Genomic DNA, 21,494 nt, shown 5'->3' with positions numbered 1-21,494 from the left:
ATGCGCTGAATTTAAGTTCAGCGCATTTTTTATTTTAAAAGATGGTCCTCGTTTGTAACCAGGATCTACGAGTCTGCGTTTGTAATGCAGGTAAGAAATCTGACTGTGATAAAATCGCTTTTCTCCTGCATCCTTGTTACAAACGAGGACGATTTTACAAATCAAATTTTATCCCTTGTGCTAAAGGCAGCGTGTTCGAATAATTGATGGTATTGGTTTGTCTGCGCATATAAGCTCTCCAGGCATCAGATCCACTTTCCCTGCCACCGCCTGTTTCTTTTTCTCCGCCAAATGCACCGCCAATCTCTGCGCCCGAAGTGCCAATATTTACATTGGCTATGCCACAGTCAGAGCCTTTAGCCGATAAGAATTGCTCTGCCTCTCTTAAATTCAAAGTCATAATGGCCGATGATAATCCTTGTGGAACAGCATTTTGCAAAGCAATGGCCTCATCTAATGTTTTGTATTTAATCAGGTATAAAATGGGGGCAAATGTTTCGTGCTGAACAATCTTAAAATCATTCTGAACTTCGGCAATACATGGTTTTACGTAACATCCGCTTGTATAGGCATCGCCCGATAAAACGCCGCCCTCTACCACAAAATTGCCGCCCTCTTCCTTACATTTTGCAATCGAATCTAAGTATGCCGCAACCGCATCCGTATCAATCAGTGGTCCTACATGGTTATTTTGATCTAAGGGATCGCCAATACGCAACTGTCCGTATGCTTTAACCAGTTTAGCGGTAAAGGCATCATATACACTTTCGTGGATAATCAGTCTCCTGGTAGAAGTGCAGCGCTGGCCCGCGGTACCAACAGCACCGAATACCGCACCGATTAAACTCATATCTAAATCGGCATGTTCTGAAATGATGATGGCATTATTGCCGCCAAGTTCCAGCAAGCTTTTTCCTAATCTTGCACCAACAGCAGCACCAACTGCTTTACCCATACGAGTAGATCCGGTGGCGGAAATTAAAGGGATGCGGCCATCATTTGTCATGAGTTCGCCAACTTCCCTGTCGCCTAAAACCAGGTTGCAAACCCCTTCGGCTATATCGTTATCTTTAAAAACCTTTGCAATAATATGTTGACAGGCGATTGCGGTTAGCGGTGTTTTTTCTGATGGTTTCCAGATGCAAACGTTACCACAAACCAATGCCAAAGCGGTATTCCAGCTCCAAACCGCTACAGGAAAATTAAATGCAGAAATAATACCTACAATCCCTAACGGATGCCATTGTTCGTACATGCGGTGGCTTGGGCGTTCGCTGTGCATGGTTAAACCGTAAAGCTGCCTGGATAAACCTACTGCAAAATCGCAGATATCGATCATTTCCTGTACTTCACCAAAACCTTCCTGCAAACTTTTCCCCATCTCGTAAGAAACCAGAGTGCCCAAAGCATCTTTATTTTGGCGTAGCGCATCACCAAACTGGCGCACAATTTCTCCTCTTTTTGGAGCCGGAACCGTACGCCATGTTGTAAATGCTTCCTGCGCTTGATGTACAACAGCATCATAATCAGCAGCACTTGCAACCTTTGCCGAAGCAATCAGTTTGCCATCAACAGGAGAAAAACTTTCTAATGTATTTACATTAAGTTCCCCGCCCCAATTGCTGCCTGTACTATAGGCGGCATTGCTTGTATTAATACCCAGTTTGTTTAAAATGGATTGAATATCTGTAGTCATATATCTAACGATTTACACAAAAAAACAAAAAATTAACAGAACGGAGGTCAAATTCTGGTCTTTAAATTATTTCCATAATCAATATTTCCCTTTAAGCATAATCAGGTGTAAATAAGGCTATAAATTGTGCTCTTTGCTTTGCAACATAAATAGCGTAGTTTGCCATAAGAATAATGATATCAATTTAGGCTTCAGTTGTTATAAAATAGAAAGATGAAAATAAAATTATTACTCGTTGCTTTTTTAGGGTTCAGTATTACCCTTTCGGCACAAACAAAAAAGGCAACTAACTCGCTCTTATGGGAAATTTCTGGTAATGGATTAAAAAAGCCTTCCTATCTATTTGGCACCCATCATTTAATAGGGGCCAAATTTGCTGATACGATGAAGGTTCTGCAGGAAAAATTTAAATCGACCGATGCAGTAGTGGGTGAGATTGTTATGGACAGTACTACGCAAACTAAAATGGCGCCGTTTTTAGTGATGAAAAATAATACGCTGGATAGTTTATTAACAAAATCAGAATACAAGGAAGTAGAGGCTTATTTTAAAAGTAAACAACCCGGTTTTGAATTAAAGCAACTGAACAATTTCAAGCCCGCAATGATAGCAATAATGATGATGCTTTTTGAGAGTCCAGATATGTTAAAAGATATAGGTGAAGGTATGGATGATAGCTTTCAGAAATATGCCAAAAAAAATGGGAAATCATTATATGGTTTGGAAACAGCCGAATATCAGGGCGCACTTTTATTTGACAGTGATCTGCAAAAACAAAAAAAAGCATTGCTGAAATCGATCCGGGAAGTGGATAAAAGCAAACAAAAAATGGAGGAACTGAAAACTTATTACATCACTCAGGATATAGATAAATTAACCGAACTCTTTAAAAATCAGGATGAAGAATCAAAAGAATTTATGACTGAGCTCTTAAAAAACCGAAATAAAAGATGGTTAGATCAGTTGCCGGCCCTAATGCAGAAGCAATCGTTATTTATTGTGGTTGGAGCGGGTCATTTAGTGGGTACTGAAGGTTTAATAAAAGGGTTGCAGCTTAAAGGTTACATTTTAAAACCGGTAGCGACCAATTAAATATTTCAATGTGTTTGTAAAAAACAAAAGAAAGGGAGCTACATTTGCGTTTTTACTTTAGCACAAACATCCGTGTTCAAAATAAAACTAATTTGTAAAAACATAAAAATGAATAAAAAAATTATTGCCTGTGGCTTGATGCTGGCTTCTGCTTTTATGGCTAATCCACTTTTTGCACAGGAACAGCCCGTAGAAAAATCGAACAACTTAAATGTTTACCGTGTAACTGCAACTAAAGTTAACGATCTGGTGCATACCAAACTCAATGTATCTTTTGATTATGCAAAGCGATACCTGTACGGTAAAGAATGGGTTACTTTAAAACCTCATTTTTATCCTACCGATTCTTTAACCCTCGATGCGCAGGGAATGGATATTAAAACCATTGCATTGGTTGGCGCAAAAGGAAATACCCCGCTTAAATATGTTTATAAAGATAATAAGCTTTACATCACCCTAAATAAAAAGTACACCAATACCGAAAAGTACACGGTGTATATTGCTTACACCGCTAAACCCGATGAATTGAAAGTAAAAGGGAGTGCGGCCATAACCGATGCTAAAGGTTTATATTTCATCAACCCAGATGGTACCGATAAAAACAAACCAACGCAGATCTGGACCCAAGGTGAAACAGAATCGTCTTCGGCATGGTTTCCAACTATCGATAAACCTGATCAGAAAACCACTGAAGAGATTTCGATAACGGTAAAATCGAAATATACAACGCTTTCTAATGGAAAACTAGTGAGCCAGAAAGCCAATGCAGATGGAACAAGGACCGATACCTGGAAGATGGATCTGCCACATTCGCCATATTTATTTATGATGGCAGTGGGCGAATTCAAAATCACAAAAGATACCTATAAAGGTAAGGAAGTGAGTTATTACCTGGAGCCAAAATTTGCGCCTTATGCCAAGCAGATTTTTGGTAAAACGCCTGATATGATCCAGTTTTACAGCAATCTGTTAGGAGTAGATTATCCATGGAACAAATATGCACAGGTGGTAGCCAGAGATTACGTTTCGGGCGCAATGGAAAATACTACGGCTACTTTACACGGCGAGCAGGTGCAAAAAACGGATCGTGAGTTATTGGATGAAAATGAAGAAGGAACCATTGCTCATGAACTTTTTCACCAGTGGTTTGGTGATTATGTAACTGCAGAGTCGTGGTCCAACTTAACCATGAACGAATCTTTTGCCACCTTTGGCGAAGTGATCTGGCATGGGCATGATGCCGGGCAGGATGCAGAAGATAAATCACGTTACGATAAATTACAATCTTATTTAGGATCGACCAAAAAAGGAGAAAGCCCTGTTTTAGCCCGTTTTTATTATGGCGACAAGGAAGATATGTTCGATAACATCAGCTATGCTAAAGGATCGATTATCTTATATGCCCTAAAAAATCAAATGGGCGATGCCGCTTTTTACAAATCACTTAACCGCTACCTCACCACCAATGCCTTTAAAAATGGCGAAACACATCAATTGCGTTTGGCTATGGAAGAGGTTACCGGGAAAGACTGGAGCCCTTATTTTAATCAGTGGTATTACAATGGTGGCCATCCGGTTTTAAGTATCGATTACGGTTACGAAAACGGCAAGGCAACAATTAAAATTAAACAAACACAGGATTCGGGCGTGCAGATTTTTACATTGCCGATCAAAATTGATATTTATGCAGGAGGCAAAAAAATCAGAAAAGAAATCCTGATCAATAGCCGAGAGCAGAACTTTAGTTTCGAGGTAAGTGCTAAACCCGATTTAATCGATTTTGATGTAGATAAAATTTTAGTTGGAGAAACCAACGACAATAAAACTGCTGAAAACTATTATTTCCAATACAAAAATGCGCCTAGTTATGCCAATAGAATTGAGGCCCTGCAATTTATTATGCAGAGCAAAGCCAAAAGTGGCCAATTGGTGTTGCTAGAGGGTTTAAAGGATAAATCTGCAGATTTACGGGCTTTAAGCGTTGATGGCATTAACCTGGATGATGCTCAGATTAAAGCAGCAGCTTTACCGGTTTTACTTCAGATTGCCAAAACAGATAAGAATACCGAAGCAAGATCAGCTGCAATTGTGAAATTAGCTGAAACTGGCGATCAGGCTTATAAAACTTTAGTGTTAGAAAGCTTAAAAGATCGGTCGTATAGGGTAATTGCTGCAGGTATTGATGGTTTGGCCAAACTGGCTCCACAAGAGAGCATTGCGGCTTTAGCATCGTTAGATGAAGATACGAAAGCGCATATAGCACCTTCTATTGCAACGTTATATATCAACGAACCAAAAGATGAGTATCAGGCATTTTATGATAACATTATGCTTACAGGTGACAGGAATAGGGTTTTTGCAGTAGTTGGTCAGTATTTTCAGTACCTGAGGGCCAATAATAATCCTGCAGTTACGGAAAAAGGCATTGCGAACATTGGTAGCGCCATTGAAAGATTAAAATTACAGACCTATTTAAACAAGCAACTTGCTGGTGCTTATACTGCAGCTGCGCAGGCTAAAACCCAACAGGCTGCCGCAATAAGCGGAGAGGTTAAAACAAAGCTGATCAAACAGGCCGAGTTATTTAAAAAAGGCGCGGCAGATTTAGTAAAGGAGTAATATTATTGCCGCAACCAGCCATTGTGTTTTAAATATAGGATTAAAGCAAGAGGCCAGTTTGATTTATCAAACTGGCCTCTTATTGTTTGTAATATGTTGCTAATTATCTGGCTGATGTATAGGTAAGCGTATCAGTAGCCGAACGGCTTATTGGACTTGCTCCCCATTTAAAAGAGATATAAAAGGTTTTGGTAGCTGGATCGTAGCGGTTATCATAAGCCGGATCATTAGCTAAAGTTGCATTACCCTTGCTTTTCATCGTTACCTTGTTGGTTGTGGGATCAACATTAATGGTTAATCCATCAATACCGCCAGCTCCACCACCGTCTGCCCAGATTTGAGCAAAATTGACAGCATTTGCACCATTACTTGACAAATCTTTACTTAAGCCTTTATAAAAGCCAGTTAAGCCGCCAGTGTCACCTTCTCTAAAAACATAGCCTTTTAAGGTGTATTTTCCATCATATTTGTTTCTAACCGCTACATTAATAACCACAGCGCCAAATTTATTACTGATTACTTCTCCAGAAGCATCTTTGATAATTACAGGTAAACCGTAACCAACAGCTGGATCAAGTGCCGTACTCACAAACTTTACCGGAACCTGTACCCTGCGTTCATTCGCAGGAATCGTAATTGTTGTTGGCATTATAAAAGCATTCGATGGCACTATTGTTAAAGGTGCATCAGTATGAGCCGCATTATAAGCAGCAAGTACAGTCGGATCAACCGATAAAGTTACCTTAATATCAGTAGGCTTCGTACTTGAGGCCGCGTAATTGATATAATAATAGTAGTCAGTAGGCGTATCTTTTTGAATAAGTGAAGTGCTCAACGAGTTGATTCCACCATCGCCAACGGGCGAACCAACAGGAATTTCTACAACAGGTGTTGTTGATGAGAAATCAGGTTGCTCATTTTTGTTCTTCAAACAAGAAGATAGACTAATTACGCATAATGCTGCAATAAATCCTTTGAATATATTTTTATTTTTCATTGTTCTAATTGTTTTATTTAACATCCCAGAAAACTCTAGAAGTAAATTGGTTAATTGTTCCTTCTGCAATTACATTTGCCGAGTTGGTGTTATATTCTCTTTGTGGATATAACATTCTTACCGGGATCTTTTTGGTAGTTACCGTAGAAGAAATAGATATTGGCATATCTGCAGGAAGCTCTAAACGTCTGTAATCTGTCCAGGGTTCAATATCATTTGTACCGTTCATTGCTGCCCATTTCTGTTTAATAATCAAGGCTATTTTATCAGTATTGCTGGTCCAGTTTGCAACAGGTTGATCATCAAGATAGGTGGTTGCTTCTGCTTCAGTTAACCCAAGGTAAACAAAGTTAGCTTTTACAGCGGCCTCATAATTTTCTTTTGCGCTGCTTGGTAGGTACCCTCTTTGGGCCGCTTCAGCCTGAAGGAATAAACTTTCAAAATCTGTCATGATGGGCTGAGATTGATCAAATGATTTTAGCACACCTTCACCAATGCCAGAAACTGTAGTAAGTGTTTGATCGAAATTTACATCCTGTCCCCAAACCAAGCTCACATAGGCGTTTCCTGCTCCATCATTAACTGTGCTGTAGAACTTACCTAATCTTGGATCACTATTATTCTTAAGGAAATCCATACCGTAAGTACTGGCCAGCATATAGGTGTGTGATGCAGTTTTGTCGCCATTGGCAGCATAACCATATACTCCCCAGAATGGATTTTGCTTGCCGGATGTATTTAAATATCCTGGATTGTTAAACATTCCCTCTCCAGCTCCAATATATCCAAATCCATTTGCCGTAATTTTTGCAATCTCATCTTTGATATATTGTTCCCTTCCAGGCATTTCCGATTGACGCAAAAGAATCCTAAGTTTTAATGTATTCGCAAATCTACCCCATTTTTTCACATCTCCTTTGGCGTAAATATCTGCTGAAATGTCCGATGGACTTACATTTGCTGTTTTAAATAAGTTTGCTGCTGTATCTAATTGCTTGACAAGATCTTCGTAAACAGCCTGTGCTTTGTCGTATTTTGGGTTAAGAAAGAGAACCGATTTTGATGCCTGCGTGTAAGGCACATTGCCATAAAAATCTACCAGATATTGGTAATCCCAGGCTTTCATTGTTTTGGCTACAGCCACAAAGAAATTTTGCCCTGTCGCTTTACCCTGTTTTTCCAGGGAGGCGTAATCGTTAAGGTTATCATAAAGATTGCCCCAAAGTGTTGTGGAACCACTCCAGTTGGTAGTAAAATTGTATGAACGCTCTTCATACCATCCAGAAACACCACCAGGTGTCATCCAATAATTCATCCATAAGGCTGCAAAACTGTAAAAAATAGAACCGCCAGTAGTGTACGCGGCAGTATTGTTTAAAGCACCCGTTAATATTAAAGGAGGCTTAACATTTGTAGCGTTGTTAGGATTGTCATTAATATCTAAAAAACCCTTTTTACAGGCACCCAGCATTAGTACTGCCGACACCATAAACACATATATTAATTTCTTTTTCATGTTTTTTTGTTAATTGTTAAAAGCCAATTGTAGCGGTAAAACCATAAATTCGCGTAGGAGGCGTTTGATTCAAATTATTCACACCCTGTGCATTTCCTGTTCCAACGTTAATCTCCGGATCTGTGTAAATGTTATCGCTCGGTCTGAACATAAATAAGTTTCTGCCTACAAAAGCAATGCTCGCATTTTTAATGAATTTGGCGTTGCCTTGTAACCACTGTGTTGGCACTTGATAAGCCAAAGAAAGTTCCCTGATTTTCCAGAATGCAGCACTCATTACATAGTTAGATGCTGTATTGTTACGGATACCATCAGCCCAAAAAGATCCATTACCCTGTATAGTTGTAGTATTGATATTTGGTACAAATACGCCTGGTGAAGTTTGAATTACTGAATTTGGATAAACAAAGCGCTCGCGTCCGGCCTGTGCAGAAGTATAACTAACACCCGCAAAATCTAGTGTACTTGCAAAACTATTATAGAAAACATTACCGCTACGGTATTCTGCTACACCCGAAAGGGTAAAGTTTTTGAAAGTAAAACTGGTATTAATTCCCAATACACTGCTTGGGTTGGTTTGTCCGAAGTCTTTGTTAATTGGGTTTGAAAGTGGTAAACCTGTGTTAGCATCTACAATAACACGGCCCTGAGGGTCTGTTTGGTAGCTGCTTACCTGTAATGAAGGGAAACTCTGGCCTACTACGATATAGTTGTTATCGCCAATACCCAATTGATTTTGACCTTGATATAGCGATAGAACTTTATTGGTGTTGTATGAATAGTTTACACCTACATTCCATCTGAATCCATTTGAAAAACCAATTACCGGTGCTGCGTTTAAGCTAAACTCAATCCCTTTATTTTGGCCTTCACCAGTATTAATTACAGCACTTGTATAACCTGTGGTAGCAGATAAATCTATCCCGTTGATGATTTCCTGATCTTTGGTATTCTGCAAGTAAGCCGAAGTTTCTAAGGTAATACGGTTATTTAAGAAACCGATATCCACCCCAATTTCTTTTGAAACCGTTTGTTCTGGCTTCAGGTTAGGATCATACACAGCGTTATCAATAGAATATCCTGCAGTACTACCATAAGGGAAGTTCCCTGCCGGACTGGTAGTAGAAAGCAATTTATATGGATCGATCTGTACCGCGTATACTTTAGAAATACCTCCACGGATTTTTAAGTTACTGATGATTTTGCTTTCTTTTAACGCAGGGATTGCATCTGTAAGTGTCAAAGCTGCATCAATGGCTGGATAAAAGAAAGAGCGGTTACTTTTCGCTAATCGAGAATCCCAGTCATTTCTACCAGAGATGTGAATAGTTAAGTAATCATGATAAGTAGCGGTTAAATCTCCAAACAAACCCAACTGACGGGAGTTGCGTTCGTTTTCAGAACCAACAATTTCACCCGAACGGTTATTAAGGTTAAAAAGATTATCTACCACTAAATCATTTCCAGCTTGAGTCATGTACTTATAGTTCTTCTGAATCACCTGCGCTCCACCAATTAACGTGAATTTAAATTGGTTAAACGTTTTAGTAGCTGTTGCAAGAAAATCACCTGTATACCTGCTTTCAAATTCATTGTAATCACGTACTGATGATTTTGTGTATTGGTTAGCTGCTATGCCTTTGCCAGAGTTATGTGCAAAATCCGAATAAGTGTAAGCATAGTTCTTGTCTTTACCTTGAGTATTTTTTGTGCTCAAACCACCTCTCGCCAACAGGCTTAACCAATCAACAGGCTTATAGGTGAATGAAACATTACCCAATAAATCATCTCTTCTTTCATTGTTGCGGTTCTGTTGCAAGCCGAAATAAGGGCTATTATAATAATCATTGTAGTAATCGTTAGGATTACCATATTTAGAGTTTAAATCACTATACTCCGTCAATGGTACGTTTCCCGGTGTATTAATTACGTTGTTATATACCTGATTAGTACTCTTATCGTAATTTCTCTGGGTATAGTTAAATGAATAATCAGCTAAAAATTTGTTCAGTTTACGGGTTCCGTTAATACGGATTGCTGTTCTGTTAGATTTATCTCCCGGTACATAACCTTTACTGTTCACACGCTGAAGGTTGATATAGGTTGTTCCGTTTTCATTTCCGCCAGAGTAAGTAAGGTCGTTCTGCTCATCAATACCTGTTTCGAAAAAACTTTCTTTCTCGCCCTCTTTGTAAGTATAGGGTACCATTTGGTAAGTGCCATCTTCTAAAATACGGCCCAATGGTCTGATAGATCCATCAAACCGCTCGCCAAAGGTTTGGTTCTCAAAAGGAGTATACAACCCAAACCCAAAATCATCCTGCGTTGTTCCGCCGCCAAACTCAGTTTGCAGCTTAGGAAAGTAACTTAAACGATTTAGTAAAGTGGAATTAGTAAAAGTTATGCTACCTCCATCAGCAGATCCCCTCTTGGTGCTCACAATGATAACACCGTTGGAAGCATCTGATCCATAAAGCGCTGCGGCATTTGCACCCTTTAAAATATTTACATTATCAATATCATTTGGGTTAATAGAGTTTAACTGACTTAAAGGCACAATTATACCATCCAATACCAAAAGCGCCTGGTTGTTTCCGGTAAATGATCTGTTACCACGCAATACCACCCTAACCTGGTCGCCGGCATCAATCTGATTATTCGCCTGATTAATCTGTAAACCTGCAACTTTTCCTGATAAACCAGTAGCCAAGTTGGTTGGCCTGCTCGAGGTTAATGCTTTACCCGTAACCTGTTGCGTGGCATAACCAATTTCTTTTGGCTTACGCTTAATACCAAGGGCAGTAGAGATGGTTACTTCGCTTAAACTTTTCGAGTCTGGCGCTAAGCTAATGTTAAGCGTAGATTGAGTACCTACGGCAACTTCTTTACTTACAAACCCAATATAGGAGAACTGAAGCACCTCGTTTGGGTTAACACTGATGGCGAATTTTCCATCCGACCCGGTTGATGTGGCCTTTTTCGTGTCTTTTACACGGACACTAACGCCTGGCAGAGGTAGCCCATCATTTGATGCAACTACTTTTCCGGTAATATTTTTACTTTGGGCATCTGCTTGTACAATGCCACAAAATAAAAATATGAATAAACACAGTACGAGTTTTTTCATAGTTTTTAATCTTGGTTTAAGTTAATAATTCCGCGAAGTAACAATCTTTTTTGTTAATAAATCAAAAAAAATAACGTTTATGTTAAAAATGTTATAAATTGCGTGTAAGCATTAACTAAAATGTTTTAGTAATTTGATTTTATCTTAAATTTTTATGGTAAAATCACCTTCTTTTTAGCTTGTTTTTCTATTTGTTTTAGTTTTGATTTTTGAATAGCGATTTGTCAAAAAGAAACCAATCGAAAAGAGCTTAATTTTTCTGATTTTTATAAAAAAACGCAATGAAAAAACTTTTCTTAGCCCTTTTTCTCTTCAGCATTTCCGCTTACGCTTTTGCCCAGAATGTTACCGTTGGTCCAGGTGCAAAACCTCTTTTAAAATCAATAATTAAAACCCCAGTAGAAGGAAGCCCTTATTTTAACACCAAGTATGTCAATGGAAGTATAAAAACCGTTAGCCAGAAATCCTTTGACATAAAAAATGTAAGATATAATTTGGAAAACCAACAATTGGAATACACCGAAAATGATAACATGTATGCCATTCAGGATTCTGTCCAATCATTCACCCTGCTCGATTCGGCAGGCAACGTGCACAATTTCACTAAACTGAAGTCAGATCAGTCAAACGGGTTTTACGAAACCATGGCCGATGGCAACGCTGCACTTTTAAAACAATACACTGTGAAAAAAGAAATAGTTGAAGACTGGTTTACAAAGAAGAAAACCAACAAGTTGATACAGCATACAGTGTACTATATCAGTAAGGGAGGTACATTTCAAAAATTCGTACCCTCAGCAAAAAACATTGCCACAGTTTTGACAGATAAAAAAGTGCTTATAACCGCTTATATCAAAAACGAACAGTTGGATCCAAAACAGGACGATGACCTCATTAAAGTGTTTAAATACTACAATACTTTAAACTAATACACTTAATTACACCCCGTTTTCCTTCTGGTGTCTATAATATAAACAATCTGCCAGCCCTTATCTCCTTTTACCAACTGAAAGGAATTAACCCCACAATGACTAAATTTTTCGCCCAGATAAAATTTATAGTCTGTCCAAACAGAAGCCAAAGGACCATCGATTAGTATTTTGGTAAACACAATACGCTCATCATATTTTTCCTGGTGCGGAGTGCCGATAAATTTGATAAAGTCGTTGACAGATTCTGTACGTATACCCGTTTTACCTTCTTTGTTCGTAATGGTTTGCATAATTGCTGCTGGTGCAAAAGCAGTTCGGGTTAAAGTGCTGTCTCCAGTCTTCATACCGGTAAAAAGGTTATTTATGGTTTCTTTGATGGCACTTTCTTCATCGCTTTGCGCAAAGGTGTTTGTAGCAAAACTTAGTAAAAACAGGGCAAAAATGACTAATCCTTTCATGACTTCTTAATTACGTATATACCATAAATTTATAGTATTTTTGTCAAAGAAGGGAAAAGGAACCGCGATGTTGCAAAAAATCTATAGATTATCCACACATCTTAATCACAGTCAATACGCTTTATAGTCAGTCATTTACGCTGTTTTAGCCTATTGATGTTAATAATTATTTTAAAAACGGATAATTAAAACTTGTAAACTTATAATGTGTTTTTCTGCTAATTGGCACGGTTCTTTAATAGTATAATATATGGAAGAAGAATTCTTTTTTGAATCCAACGAAGATGCACAACGCTCGGTAGAACGTTACGAAGAAATGCTCCGCAACCAGGATCAGTATTTCTTCGATGCAGGGGCATTCGAATACATTGTAGATTTCTACATTGAGAAAAATGATCCGGTCAAAGCTTTGCAGGTTGTTGATTTTGCAATCAGTCAGCACCCTTATGCAACAGTATTTTTAATCAAACAAGCTCATCTTTACATTTTAACCAACAACCACGAAAAAGCTTTTATTGCTTTGCAAAAGGCCGAGCTTTTAGAACCGTCAGAACCAGATATTTATTTGCTTCGCGGTAATATTTTTCAAAATACCGAACGTTTTGACGAGGCTTTGGAAAATTATGAAAAAGCTTTAGGGCTTGCAGAAAGTACAGATGAGATTTTATTACAGATGGCTTATGTTTATCAGAGCATGAGCGATTATGAAAGCGCCATTACCTATATTAAGCTTAGTTTAGAGCAGAATATGGAGAACCAGGATGGTTTATATGAGCTGGCTTTCTGTTACGATGTGTTAGATAAACAAGAAGAAAGTATCAAGTTTTATCAGCAATATATCGATACAGATCCGTATTCTTATGCAGCATGGTATAATTTGGGCAACAGTTTCCATAAATTGAATCTTTTCGAAAAAGCGATTGATGCTTACGATTATGCGATCCTGATCAAAGAAGATTTTAGCTCTGCATATTTCAATAAAGGTAATGCGCTGGTTCAGCTCGATAAATATGACGAGGCGATAGATGTTTATAAACAGACTTTCGAATACGAACAGCCTAACGCCGATACTTATTGTGCCATTGGCGAATGTTACGAGAAACTGGAGAAAATGGACGAAGCCCGTTCTTACTATAAAAAATCGGTAAAAATGGATCCCAAAATGGCAGATGCCTGGTTTGGGATTGGTGTTACGCTGAATTTTGAAGAACGTTATTTCGAATCGCTACACTTTTATAAAAAAGCAATCGATTTAGAGGCCGAGAACCCTGATTTCTGGTTTGCAATGGCCGATGCTTATTATAAATTAGGCCAGATTGATGAATCGATCGAAGCTTACGAAAAGGTATTGGAGTTTAATCCTGTGGATATCGAAGCCTGGTTAGATTTTAGTACTGTGCTTTATGAGCAGGGGAAATTGCTGGAAGCATCAGAAACGATGGCAGAGGCGATCAAGAACAATCCGGAAGCAGCAGAACTGTATTACCGGATGGTAGCCTATCTTTTTGCCCAGGGGAATTATAGCGATGCGCTGGGATATTTGGAAACGGCTTTAACAACCGACCCTGATAAACACTATATTTTATTTGAATATTTGCCACAATTGCAGGATAATAGTGCCATTTTGAACGTTATAAACAGATATATTAGGTAACGACCTTGTGAGAAAAATTTAACAAATAAATCTCAAAATTTTTTTCACTTTTGTACGCATATGAATTATCCATTATTAAACGTTCCCGAACGTCCAGCTAAACCACGCCAAAAAGGCTTAACAATGGTTATGGATAAGGGATTGAGCCTACGCCAGGTTGAAGATTTTATTGAAGTTGCCGGCGTACATACAGATATCGTAAAATTAGGTTGGGCAACATCACACGTAACACCAAACCTTAAAGAAAAATTAGCTTTATATAAAAGTGCAGGCATTCCTACCTATTTCGGAGGAACGTTATTTGAGGCCTTTATCATCCGCGACCAGTTTTCAGATTATCAACGTGTTTTAGACCAGTACGGGATGGAATATGCAGAAGTTTCTGATGGTTCTATTGAAATTGAGCACGATAAGAAATGTGAGTTTATCCGCGAACTTTCTAATCAGGTAACCGTAATTTCGGAGGTTGGAAGTAAAGATGCTGCTAAAATATTTGCCCCATATAAGTGGATTAAATTAATGCAGGCTGAAATTGAGGCGGGATCGTGGAAAGTAATTGCCGAAGCCCGCGAAGGCGGTAATGTAGGTATTTACCGTGGAAGCGGCGAAGTACGTGAAGGATTGGTTGATGAAATTTTAACCCAGATTCCTGAAGAAACCATTATTTGGGAAGCGCCTCAAAAAGAACAGCAGGTTTGGTTTATTAAATTAATCGGTAGTAACGTAAACCTTGGTAATATTGCGCCGGCAGAAGTAATTCCTTTAGAAACCATTCGTTTAGGTTTACGTGGAGATACTTTTGATTATTTCCTGAACCAAACTAAATAACTCAACCCGCTATTGCGGGGTGCATAGTTAAATAAACCTTGCAGGTTTCAGAAACCTGTAAGGTTTGCTTTTTTATATAAATAATGAAAACATACGGCTTAATCGGATACCCACTTTCTCATTCTTTCTCGAAAAAATATTTCACAGAAAAATTTCAAAATGAGGGAATAGCCGATCATCAATATGAGCTTTTTCCTATTGCCGATATTAAATCACTGCCCGATCTGCTGACTGAAAATCCATCACTTTGTGGGCTTAATGTTACGATTCCGCATAAAGTTAACGTGCTTTGCTATTTAAACGACGTAGATGAAGCTGCGGAAAAAGTTGGGGCCGTAAATTGTATTTCGATCAAAAGTTTTGAAGGTGCGACCTATTTAAAAGGCTATAACACCGATGCATACGGCTTTGAAGAATCGCTAAAACCATTGTTGGGGCCGCAACACACCAAAGCACTGGTTTTTGGTGATGGTGGGGCAGCGAAAGCGGTAAAGTACGTTTTAGAGAAATTAAATATCCAATATCAGGTTGTGGTACGAACGGCTGTTCCCGGTGCTATTCTATATTCGGAAGTTACGCCAGAAATTTTAGCCTCGCACCAGTTATTGATCAATACCACGCCCCTGGGGATGTCGCCAAATGTGGATACCTTTCCCGAAATTGATTACAGTTTAGTTGGGCCAGGGTATTTAGCTTACGATTTAGTGTACAATCCGCTGGAGACAGTATTTTTGGTTAAAGCTGCCGAGCGCGGTGCAGCGATTAAAAACGGTTTGGAAATGCTGTACAAACAAGCAGAAAAAGCCTGGGCAATTTGGAATAAATAATTTAACTTATCGTCATTGCAAGGAGGAACGACGACGCAATCTTTGATAAAATGTTATGAAACTAAAACAACTGATCTGCCTTCCCTTTGTACTGCTTTTGTGTATAACAGCTTGTCAGAACCACGATTATAGCCCAAAGCCCAAAGCTTATTACAGGATAGTATTCCCTAAAAAAGATTATACCACATTTATCAAGCCTGTTCCCTTTACCTTCAAATACCCTACTTATGCTGTGGTAGAACAAGATCAAAGCCGCGATGCCCAAAAGAACTGGTACAATTTGCACTTTAAGCAGTTTAATGGCTTTTTGCATTTAACGTATTACGATGTTTCGGGTAAAGGTGAATATGATGAAATGGTAGAAGATGCCCGAAAACTGGCTTTTAAACATACCATAAAAGCCAGTGCGATTGATCAAAAACTCATCAATTATCCCGATCATAAAGTTTATGGCATTTATTACGCTATAGAGGGGAATACCGCATCATCAGTTCAGTTTTTTTTAACCGATAGTGCTAAGCATTATTTCAGAGGGGCTTTATATTTTAATGAACGCCCACAATACGACTCTATCGAACCCGTTGTTAAATTTATTAAAAAGGATATCGATACCTTGATTTCTACCTTTAGGTGGAAAAATTAATTTATTATTTTGTCATCCTGCTCTTGGAAACAGGATTTTTTCTAAAATTTTTATGATTACAGTAAAAACCTTCACATTTAACGCCTACAGCGAAAATACCTATGTGCTTTTTGATGAAACCAAAGAATGTGTCATTATCGATCCGGGCATGTACGAAGGTTTTGAGCAAAATGAATTGGCAGCTTTCATAAAAAATGAAGGGTTAAAACCGGTCTTATTGCTCAATACACATTGTCATCTCGATCATGTTTTCGGCAATAAATTTGTGTTCGAAACCTATGGCTTAAAACCACAGTTTCATGCGGGCGAACTGCCAATTTTAAATGCAGTTCCCGGTTATGCACCGTCAATGGGTTTTACCCGTTATGATATATCTCCTCTGCCCGATACCTTTTTGTCTGAAACGGGGACAATTTCTTTCGGTAACAGTACACTGACCCTAATTTTTGCCCCGGGGCATTCGCCGGCACACCTGTGTTTTTACAGTGCGCCTGATCATATTTTAATAGGTGGTGATGTACTTTTTTATGGGAGTATTGGTCGTACCGATCTGCCTGGAGGTAATCATCAGCAATTAATCCAAAACATTTCCGATAAACTTTTTGTCTTACCTGATGAAACCAAAGTTTATCCTGGCCATGGACCAGCTACAAGCATTGGTTTTGAAAAACAACATAATCCATTTTTTTAGCAGGATTAAAGGTTCATAATTGTTAAAGGCTTTACAACCTGAAGCCTTTTGCCTTAAAACCCTAAACCTTTTATTTATCTTTGCCGCTGTGAATACATCGTTTTATATTGCCAAAAGGTATCTTTTTGCCAAAAAATCTACCAATGCCATTAACCTGATATCGGGCATATCCATGGTAGGTGTTATGGTTGGTAGTGCTGCATTGATTATTATCCTTTCGGTATTTAACGGTTTAGAAACGGTAGTATTGAATATGTTCGATACCATTACCCCACAAATTGCCATTACACCCGCTAAGGGGAAAACTTTTGATCCGAACACAGGCTATTTTAATCAGCTTAGAAAAAATAATGATGTTGCCGCTTTTACCGAGGTGCTGCAGGAAAATGCTTTATTAAAATACAACAACAAACAAGCTGTTGGAATGGTTAAGGGTGTAAGTTTAGACTATTTGAAGAACATCAAATTAGATAGTACCATAAAAGAAGGTCATTTTATCCTGCACAACAGAAGTGGCGACAATGCGGTAATTGGTTCTGCCCTGCAGAGTTATCTGGCCGTAAATACTGTCGATCCCTTTACAGAACTGGAAATCTATTCTCCAAAGAAGGATATCGCTGCAAATAGCTTAAACCCTGCCGACGATTTTGTGGTAAAGAACATTCGGGTAAGTGGTGTTTTTGAAGTGCAACAAGATTTCGATAATGGTATTATTGTGCCATTGAATTTTGCCCGCGAACTTTTAGGCGAAGAGAAAAATGTGTCTGCAATAGAGATCAATCTCCAGCCTGGTGTTGATGTAGATGATTTTCAAAAAGAGGTAATCGAAAAAGCTGGAAAAGATTATGAAGTCAGAAATCAGGCCGAGCAAAATAAATCACTCTACCACATTTTAAATACCGAAAAATGGGCGGTATATATTATTCTTACTTTTATCTTGATTATTGCTATATTTAATATCATAGGGTCGTTAACCATGTTAGTAATCGATAAAGTGAAGGATGTAGCCATTCTGAGCAGTTTAGGCGCAGGCAAGAAATTAATCAAACGTATATTTTTATTTGAAGGAATGATGATCACCATGTCTGGCTGTGTGCTGGGCTTAATTATCGGCCTTATATTTTATTATTTTCAGCACACTTATGGTTTTATCAAAATGGGTGATGAAGTAAATAAAACACTGGTAAGTTCTTATCCGATCGGATTAAAATGGAAGGATTTTGTTTTAGTTTTTGTTACAGTAGGCATCTTCTCATTTTTGGCATCTGCTTTGTCATCCAATTTAAGTGTTAAAAAGATAGATCAAATTAATCAAACTATATAAAATGAAGTTATTTAAACAAGCAATTGTATTTGTTGTGCTCCTTGGCGTAGCCGCTACAGCTTGTAGAAACGATAAAGCCGAGGGAGAAAGAAGTAATCTGAAAACAGTTAAAGGTTTGTATAGTTTTGGCCCTGAAATGAAGTCTTTTACCTTATGTGAGGATGGACGCGAGTTTTGGGTTACAGACAGTGTAAAAAACTTAGAGCTCTCTTACAGCAACCTGGGCTTCGAGAAGCCTTACGAGCCCGTATACGTAGAGTTAGAAGGTTATTTCGAAAAGTCTGATACCGCTACGGTTTCACCTGATTTCGATTCTACCCTGGTGGTGATGAAAGTACTTAAAATCAGTAAAGAAATCCCTGACGGGCCTTGTTCACAGTAATTTATTCAAAACCTACAGGTCGTCATGCTGTCAAGAATTTTCGGCATCAACCGCCTTGGTTCGTGTCTCCACGAACTAAACAAAAGATATAGATAAATATTATAAGATTGTTAGATTCAAAGGCTAGCGGTGAAATAATCCCCTTCATTTCCTGAAAAACGTTTTGTTATTAATGGGAAATGAGTGGTTCTGCGCTTTTGGCTTTTTCAGTCCCGCTTTTGGTACGAGTTCCGATGAAGGATCGGAAGCTCTTCCCGACAATCGGGTTTATTTGACAAAGTTTGGTGCCCTGAAGCAAACCGCTGTTAACTAAACTCGACAGGAGTGAACATTCAACGCCTTGGTTCGTGTCTCCACGAACTAAACCAATGGTATAGATAAAATAACTTATACAATTGTTAGATTGAAAGCCTAGCGTTTTAAAATAGTTTTTTCTTGAAGCGCAATTGCAATGCTAATCGTTTACGGCATTCTGCTTTCCGTTACAAGTCCTCACCCGATGAAGGATCGGGTTCCGGGCTTTACACTTCAATCAGGGCTAATTTTCAGCGCTTTTACCGCTATTAATGATTTGAAGCGCAATTTAGAATGCCCTACAACCACAAATAGTAGCACCTTCTCTGCCACCTAAACCTGATCGGAGTGGTTCTGATCCTTCATCAGAAAAAACGCAGAGCAGGACGATTTTCTCCTAGTTGCCACTGTATCTGCTTTCCAAAAAAGATAGCAATTTTATTTTCGGCACACGCTAGCCAAACTTGTCTAAACAAAAAAGCTTTCCTGTTTCCAGAAAAGCTTTAGAAATTATAATAAAAGAATATCGTCTACCAGTATATACTGTAAAGGGCTACCAATAAACCGATAATGATCAATGAACCAACAGCGAAACCTGTAGTGGTTTTGAACATTTTCGAATCAATTTCCAATCCTTTTGGATTAACACCGTTTTTGTTTTCGAACAAGCTGATAATTACCATACCGATAATACAGAACACGAATACAATACCCATTCTATCTAAGAAAGGGATTTCGTAAATACCAGTTGCATTTTTAACCGAGAAGCCTACTCCCGATAACCAGGAAAGATCGGTCCATGTAGGAAGAACCTTTAACAATAATGATAATCCGAAACCACCAATTGTTGCAAAAAGTGCTGCATTTGAAGTGGCTCTTTTCCAGAAGAAACCGAGAATGAACATGGCAAATATACCTGGAGAAACAAAGCCTGTATACTCCTGGATATATTGGAATCCGCCTTTTTTATCGATACCCAAGTATGGTGCAATAATAACGCCCAATACCATGGCTACAACTACCGCAATTTTACCTGTAAAAACAAGATTCTTTTCAGAAGCATCGGTTTTTAATACTTTTTTGTAAATATCCAGCGTGAAAATGGTTGCAATACTGTTTGCTTTACCGGCTAATGAGGCTACAACCGCTGCAGTTAATGCTGCAAACGATAAACCTTTTAATCCGGCAGGTAATAAATTTAACAGTACCGGGTAAGCACGGTCTGGATTAACAGCTCCGTCCTGCAGCATTTCCGATTGGAAAGCACCGTCTTTATATAGTACATAAGCCGCAATACCTGGCAATACCACAATAATTGGCATTAATAACTTTAAGAAAGCAGCAAACAAAATGCCCCCACGGGCAGTTTTTAAATCTGCACCTAAAGCACGTTGCGTGATGTATTGATTACAGCCCCAATAGTTAAGGTTTACAATCCACATACCGCCAACCAATACGCTTAATCCCGGTAAATCGATATAATTCTCATTTTCAGGTTTTAAGATCATGTGGAAGTGTTCTGATGCTTTTGAAGTCATAAGGCTATAACCTTCAAAAATGCCTGAGGTTCCATAATGGGTAGAAACCAGGTTTAACGCCAGGTATGTTGTGGCCAAACCACCCAGAATTAAGAAAAATACCTGAATAACATCGGTATAACCAATTACTTTCATTCCGCCCAGCGTAATTACAATAGCAAAAGCTGCAATGGCATACATACAGAAAGTTAAATCGAATCCAGAGATACTACTAACAGCTAAAGCACCTAAATAAAGAATTGATGTTAAGTTTACCACTACGTACAACAATAACCAGAACACAGCCATAATCATGGCAACGGTTCCGTTGTAGCGTTGGTGTAAAAACTGCGGCATTGTGGCGATCTTGTTTTTCAGGTAAACCGGAATAAAAAAAACAGCAACAATAACCAGGGTAAGGGCAGCCATCCACTCGTAAGTTGCAATTGCCAATCCCATCTTAAAGCCCGATCCGCTCATGCCGATAAACTGTTCTGCAGAAATATTCGATGCAATTAAAGATGCACCGATTGCCCACCATGTAAGTGAACCTTCAGCTAAGAAATAATCTTTTGAGCCTGTGGATGCGGATTTTTTCTTATTGTAGATGTACAGACCGTAAGCAGCCACAATAACGAAGTACACCGCAAATACAATGTAATCCTTCGTGTCCAATAAATTGTTTTTCATTAATATAATAGTGGTTATTTGGTTTAGAAATCTAAATGTAGTAAAATCATAAATTAATCTCTGCTTTTTTTTAAATTAAAAAGTGTTAAAGTAACGTTTATTAATTTGGGCTGCTAAAAATTAACAGCTATTCTACTTTCCACACGTAGCTGGGATGGTTAAATTAATGGAGGTCGCCCCGCTTCTCATCCATGGCCTGTGTTCTCC

Annotated in this window: 16 protein-coding genes; 10 read left to right on the top strand and 6 right to left on the bottom strand. The window is 38.5% G+C overall.

Features of this window, described 5'->3' with window-relative positions; all coding sequences use genetic code 11:
• Window positions 1–154 precede the first annotated feature (154 nt).
• A complete protein-coding gene (gene amaB / locus ACTJKN_RS20175; RefSeq protein ID WP_440827543.1) occupies window positions 155–1,696 on the bottom strand; it encodes an L-piperidine-6-carboxylate dehydrogenase in 1,542 nt (513 codons plus the stop codon).
• A gap of 213 nt (window positions 1,697–1,909) precedes the next feature.
• On the opposite strand from amaB, the gene ACTJKN_RS20170 reads away from it, so the two are divergent.
• Window positions 1,910–2,788, top strand: coding sequence for a TraB/GumN family protein (locus ACTJKN_RS20170; protein WP_440827542.1), 879 nt, complete (start codon window positions 1,910–1,912; stop codon window positions 2,786–2,788).
• Window positions 2,789–2,896: 108 nt separating this feature from the next.
• On the top strand, window positions 2,897–5,407 hold the full coding sequence (locus ACTJKN_RS20165; RefSeq protein ID WP_440827541.1) for a M1 family aminopeptidase: 2,511 nt from the start codon (window positions 2,897–2,899) through the stop codon (window positions 5,405–5,407).
• Window positions 5,408–5,510: 103 nt separating this feature from the next.
• Here ACTJKN_RS20165 and ACTJKN_RS20160 read toward each other — a convergent pair whose 3' ends face one another.
• Genes ACTJKN_RS20160 through ACTJKN_RS20150 form a run of 3 tightly spaced genes read right to left on the bottom strand, consistent with a single transcriptional unit; the run spans window position 5,511 to window position 11,047 of the window.
• On the bottom strand, window positions 5,511–6,404 hold the full coding sequence (locus ACTJKN_RS20160; RefSeq protein WP_440827540.1) for a DUF1735 domain-containing protein: 894 nt from the start codon (window positions 6,402–6,404) through the stop codon (window positions 5,511–5,513).
• A gap of 13 nt (window positions 6,405–6,417) precedes the next feature.
• Entirely contained in the window at window positions 6,418–7,920 is a 1,503-nt protein-coding gene (locus ACTJKN_RS20155) for a SusD/RagB family nutrient-binding outer membrane lipoprotein (RefSeq protein ID WP_440827539.1), read from the bottom strand.
• Window positions 7,921–7,936: 16 nt separating this feature from the next.
• Window positions 7,937–11,047: a SusC/RagA family TonB-linked outer membrane protein gene (locus ACTJKN_RS20150; RefSeq protein WP_440827538.1), complete on the bottom strand. Its 3,111-nt coding sequence runs from the start codon at window positions 11,045–11,047 to the stop codon at window positions 7,937–7,939.
• A 281-nt stretch (window positions 11,048–11,328) separates the two neighbouring features.
• Here ACTJKN_RS20150 and ACTJKN_RS20145 point away from each other — a divergent pair, with 281 nt between their 5' ends.
• On the top strand, window positions 11,329–11,976 hold the full coding sequence (locus ACTJKN_RS20145) for a hypothetical protein (protein WP_440827537.1): 648 nt from the start codon (window positions 11,329–11,331) through the stop codon (window positions 11,974–11,976).
• A gap of 5 nt (window positions 11,977–11,981) precedes the next feature.
• Here ACTJKN_RS20145 and ACTJKN_RS20140 read toward each other — a convergent pair whose 3' ends face one another.
• On the bottom strand, window positions 11,982–12,437 hold the full coding sequence (locus tag ACTJKN_RS20140; protein WP_440827536.1) for a nuclear transport factor 2 family protein: 456 nt from the start codon (window positions 12,435–12,437) through the stop codon (window positions 11,982–11,984).
• A gap of 250 nt (window positions 12,438–12,687) precedes the next feature.
• Here ACTJKN_RS20140 and ACTJKN_RS20135 point away from each other — a divergent pair, with 250 nt between their 5' ends.
• From ACTJKN_RS20135 to ACTJKN_RS20105, 7 genes are all read left to right on the top strand, one after another.
• Window positions 12,688–14,091 carry a tetratricopeptide repeat protein gene (locus tag ACTJKN_RS20135; protein ID WP_029276917.1) on the top strand — a complete coding sequence of 468 codons (1,404 nt, stop codon included), beginning with the start codon at window positions 12,688–12,690 and terminating at the stop codon, window positions 14,089–14,091.
• 60 nt (window positions 14,092–14,151) lie between these two features.
• Complete coding sequence (locus ACTJKN_RS20130; protein ID WP_440827535.1) at window positions 14,152–14,919, top strand: phosphosulfolactate synthase; 768 nt, start codon at window positions 14,152–14,154, stop codon at window positions 14,917–14,919.
• 83 nt (window positions 14,920–15,002) lie between these two features.
• Window positions 15,003–15,746, top strand: a complete 744-nt coding sequence (locus ACTJKN_RS20125; protein WP_440827534.1) for a shikimate dehydrogenase family protein — start codon at window positions 15,003–15,005, stop codon at window positions 15,744–15,746.
• A gap of 55 nt (window positions 15,747–15,801) precedes the next feature.
• Window positions 15,802–16,389: a gliding motility lipoprotein GldD gene (locus tag ACTJKN_RS20120; RefSeq protein ID WP_440827533.1), complete on the top strand. Its 588-nt coding sequence runs from the start codon at window positions 15,802–15,804 to the stop codon at window positions 16,387–16,389.
• 52 nt (window positions 16,390–16,441) lie between these two features.
• A complete protein-coding gene (locus ACTJKN_RS20115) occupies window positions 16,442–17,080 on the top strand; it encodes an MBL fold metallo-hydrolase (protein WP_440827532.1) in 639 nt (212 codons plus the stop codon).
• Window positions 17,081–17,168: 88 nt separating this feature from the next.
• Window positions 17,169–18,404: an ABC transporter permease gene (locus ACTJKN_RS20110; protein ID WP_440827531.1), complete on the top strand. Its 1,236-nt coding sequence runs from the start codon at window positions 17,169–17,171 to the stop codon at window positions 18,402–18,404.
• A 1-nt stretch (window position 18,405) separates the two neighbouring features.
• The gene (locus ACTJKN_RS20105) at window positions 18,406–18,786 is read left to right on the top strand and encodes a hypothetical protein (protein WP_440827530.1); all 381 of its coding nucleotides are present in this window, start codon (window positions 18,406–18,408) and stop codon (window positions 18,784–18,786) included.
• An 824-nt stretch (window positions 18,787–19,610) separates the two neighbouring features.
• On the opposite strand, the gene ACTJKN_RS20100 is transcribed toward ACTJKN_RS20105, so the two are convergent.
• Window positions 19,611–21,287 carry a sodium/sugar symporter gene (locus ACTJKN_RS20100; RefSeq protein ID WP_440827529.1) on the bottom strand — a complete coding sequence of 559 codons (1,677 nt, stop codon included), beginning with the start codon at window positions 21,285–21,287 and terminating at the stop codon, window positions 19,611–19,613.
• Between the last annotated feature and the right edge of the window lie 207 nt (window positions 21,288–21,494).

The sequence above is a fragment of the Pedobacter sp. 22163 genome (genome assembly GCF_052045595.1).
In the GTDB taxonomy this organism is placed as follows: Bacteria; Bacteroidota; Bacteroidia; order Sphingobacteriales; family Sphingobacteriaceae; genus Pedobacter.
Note: the sequence above shows the minus strand (reverse complement) of the source record. Positions and strands in the feature narration are given on the sequence as shown.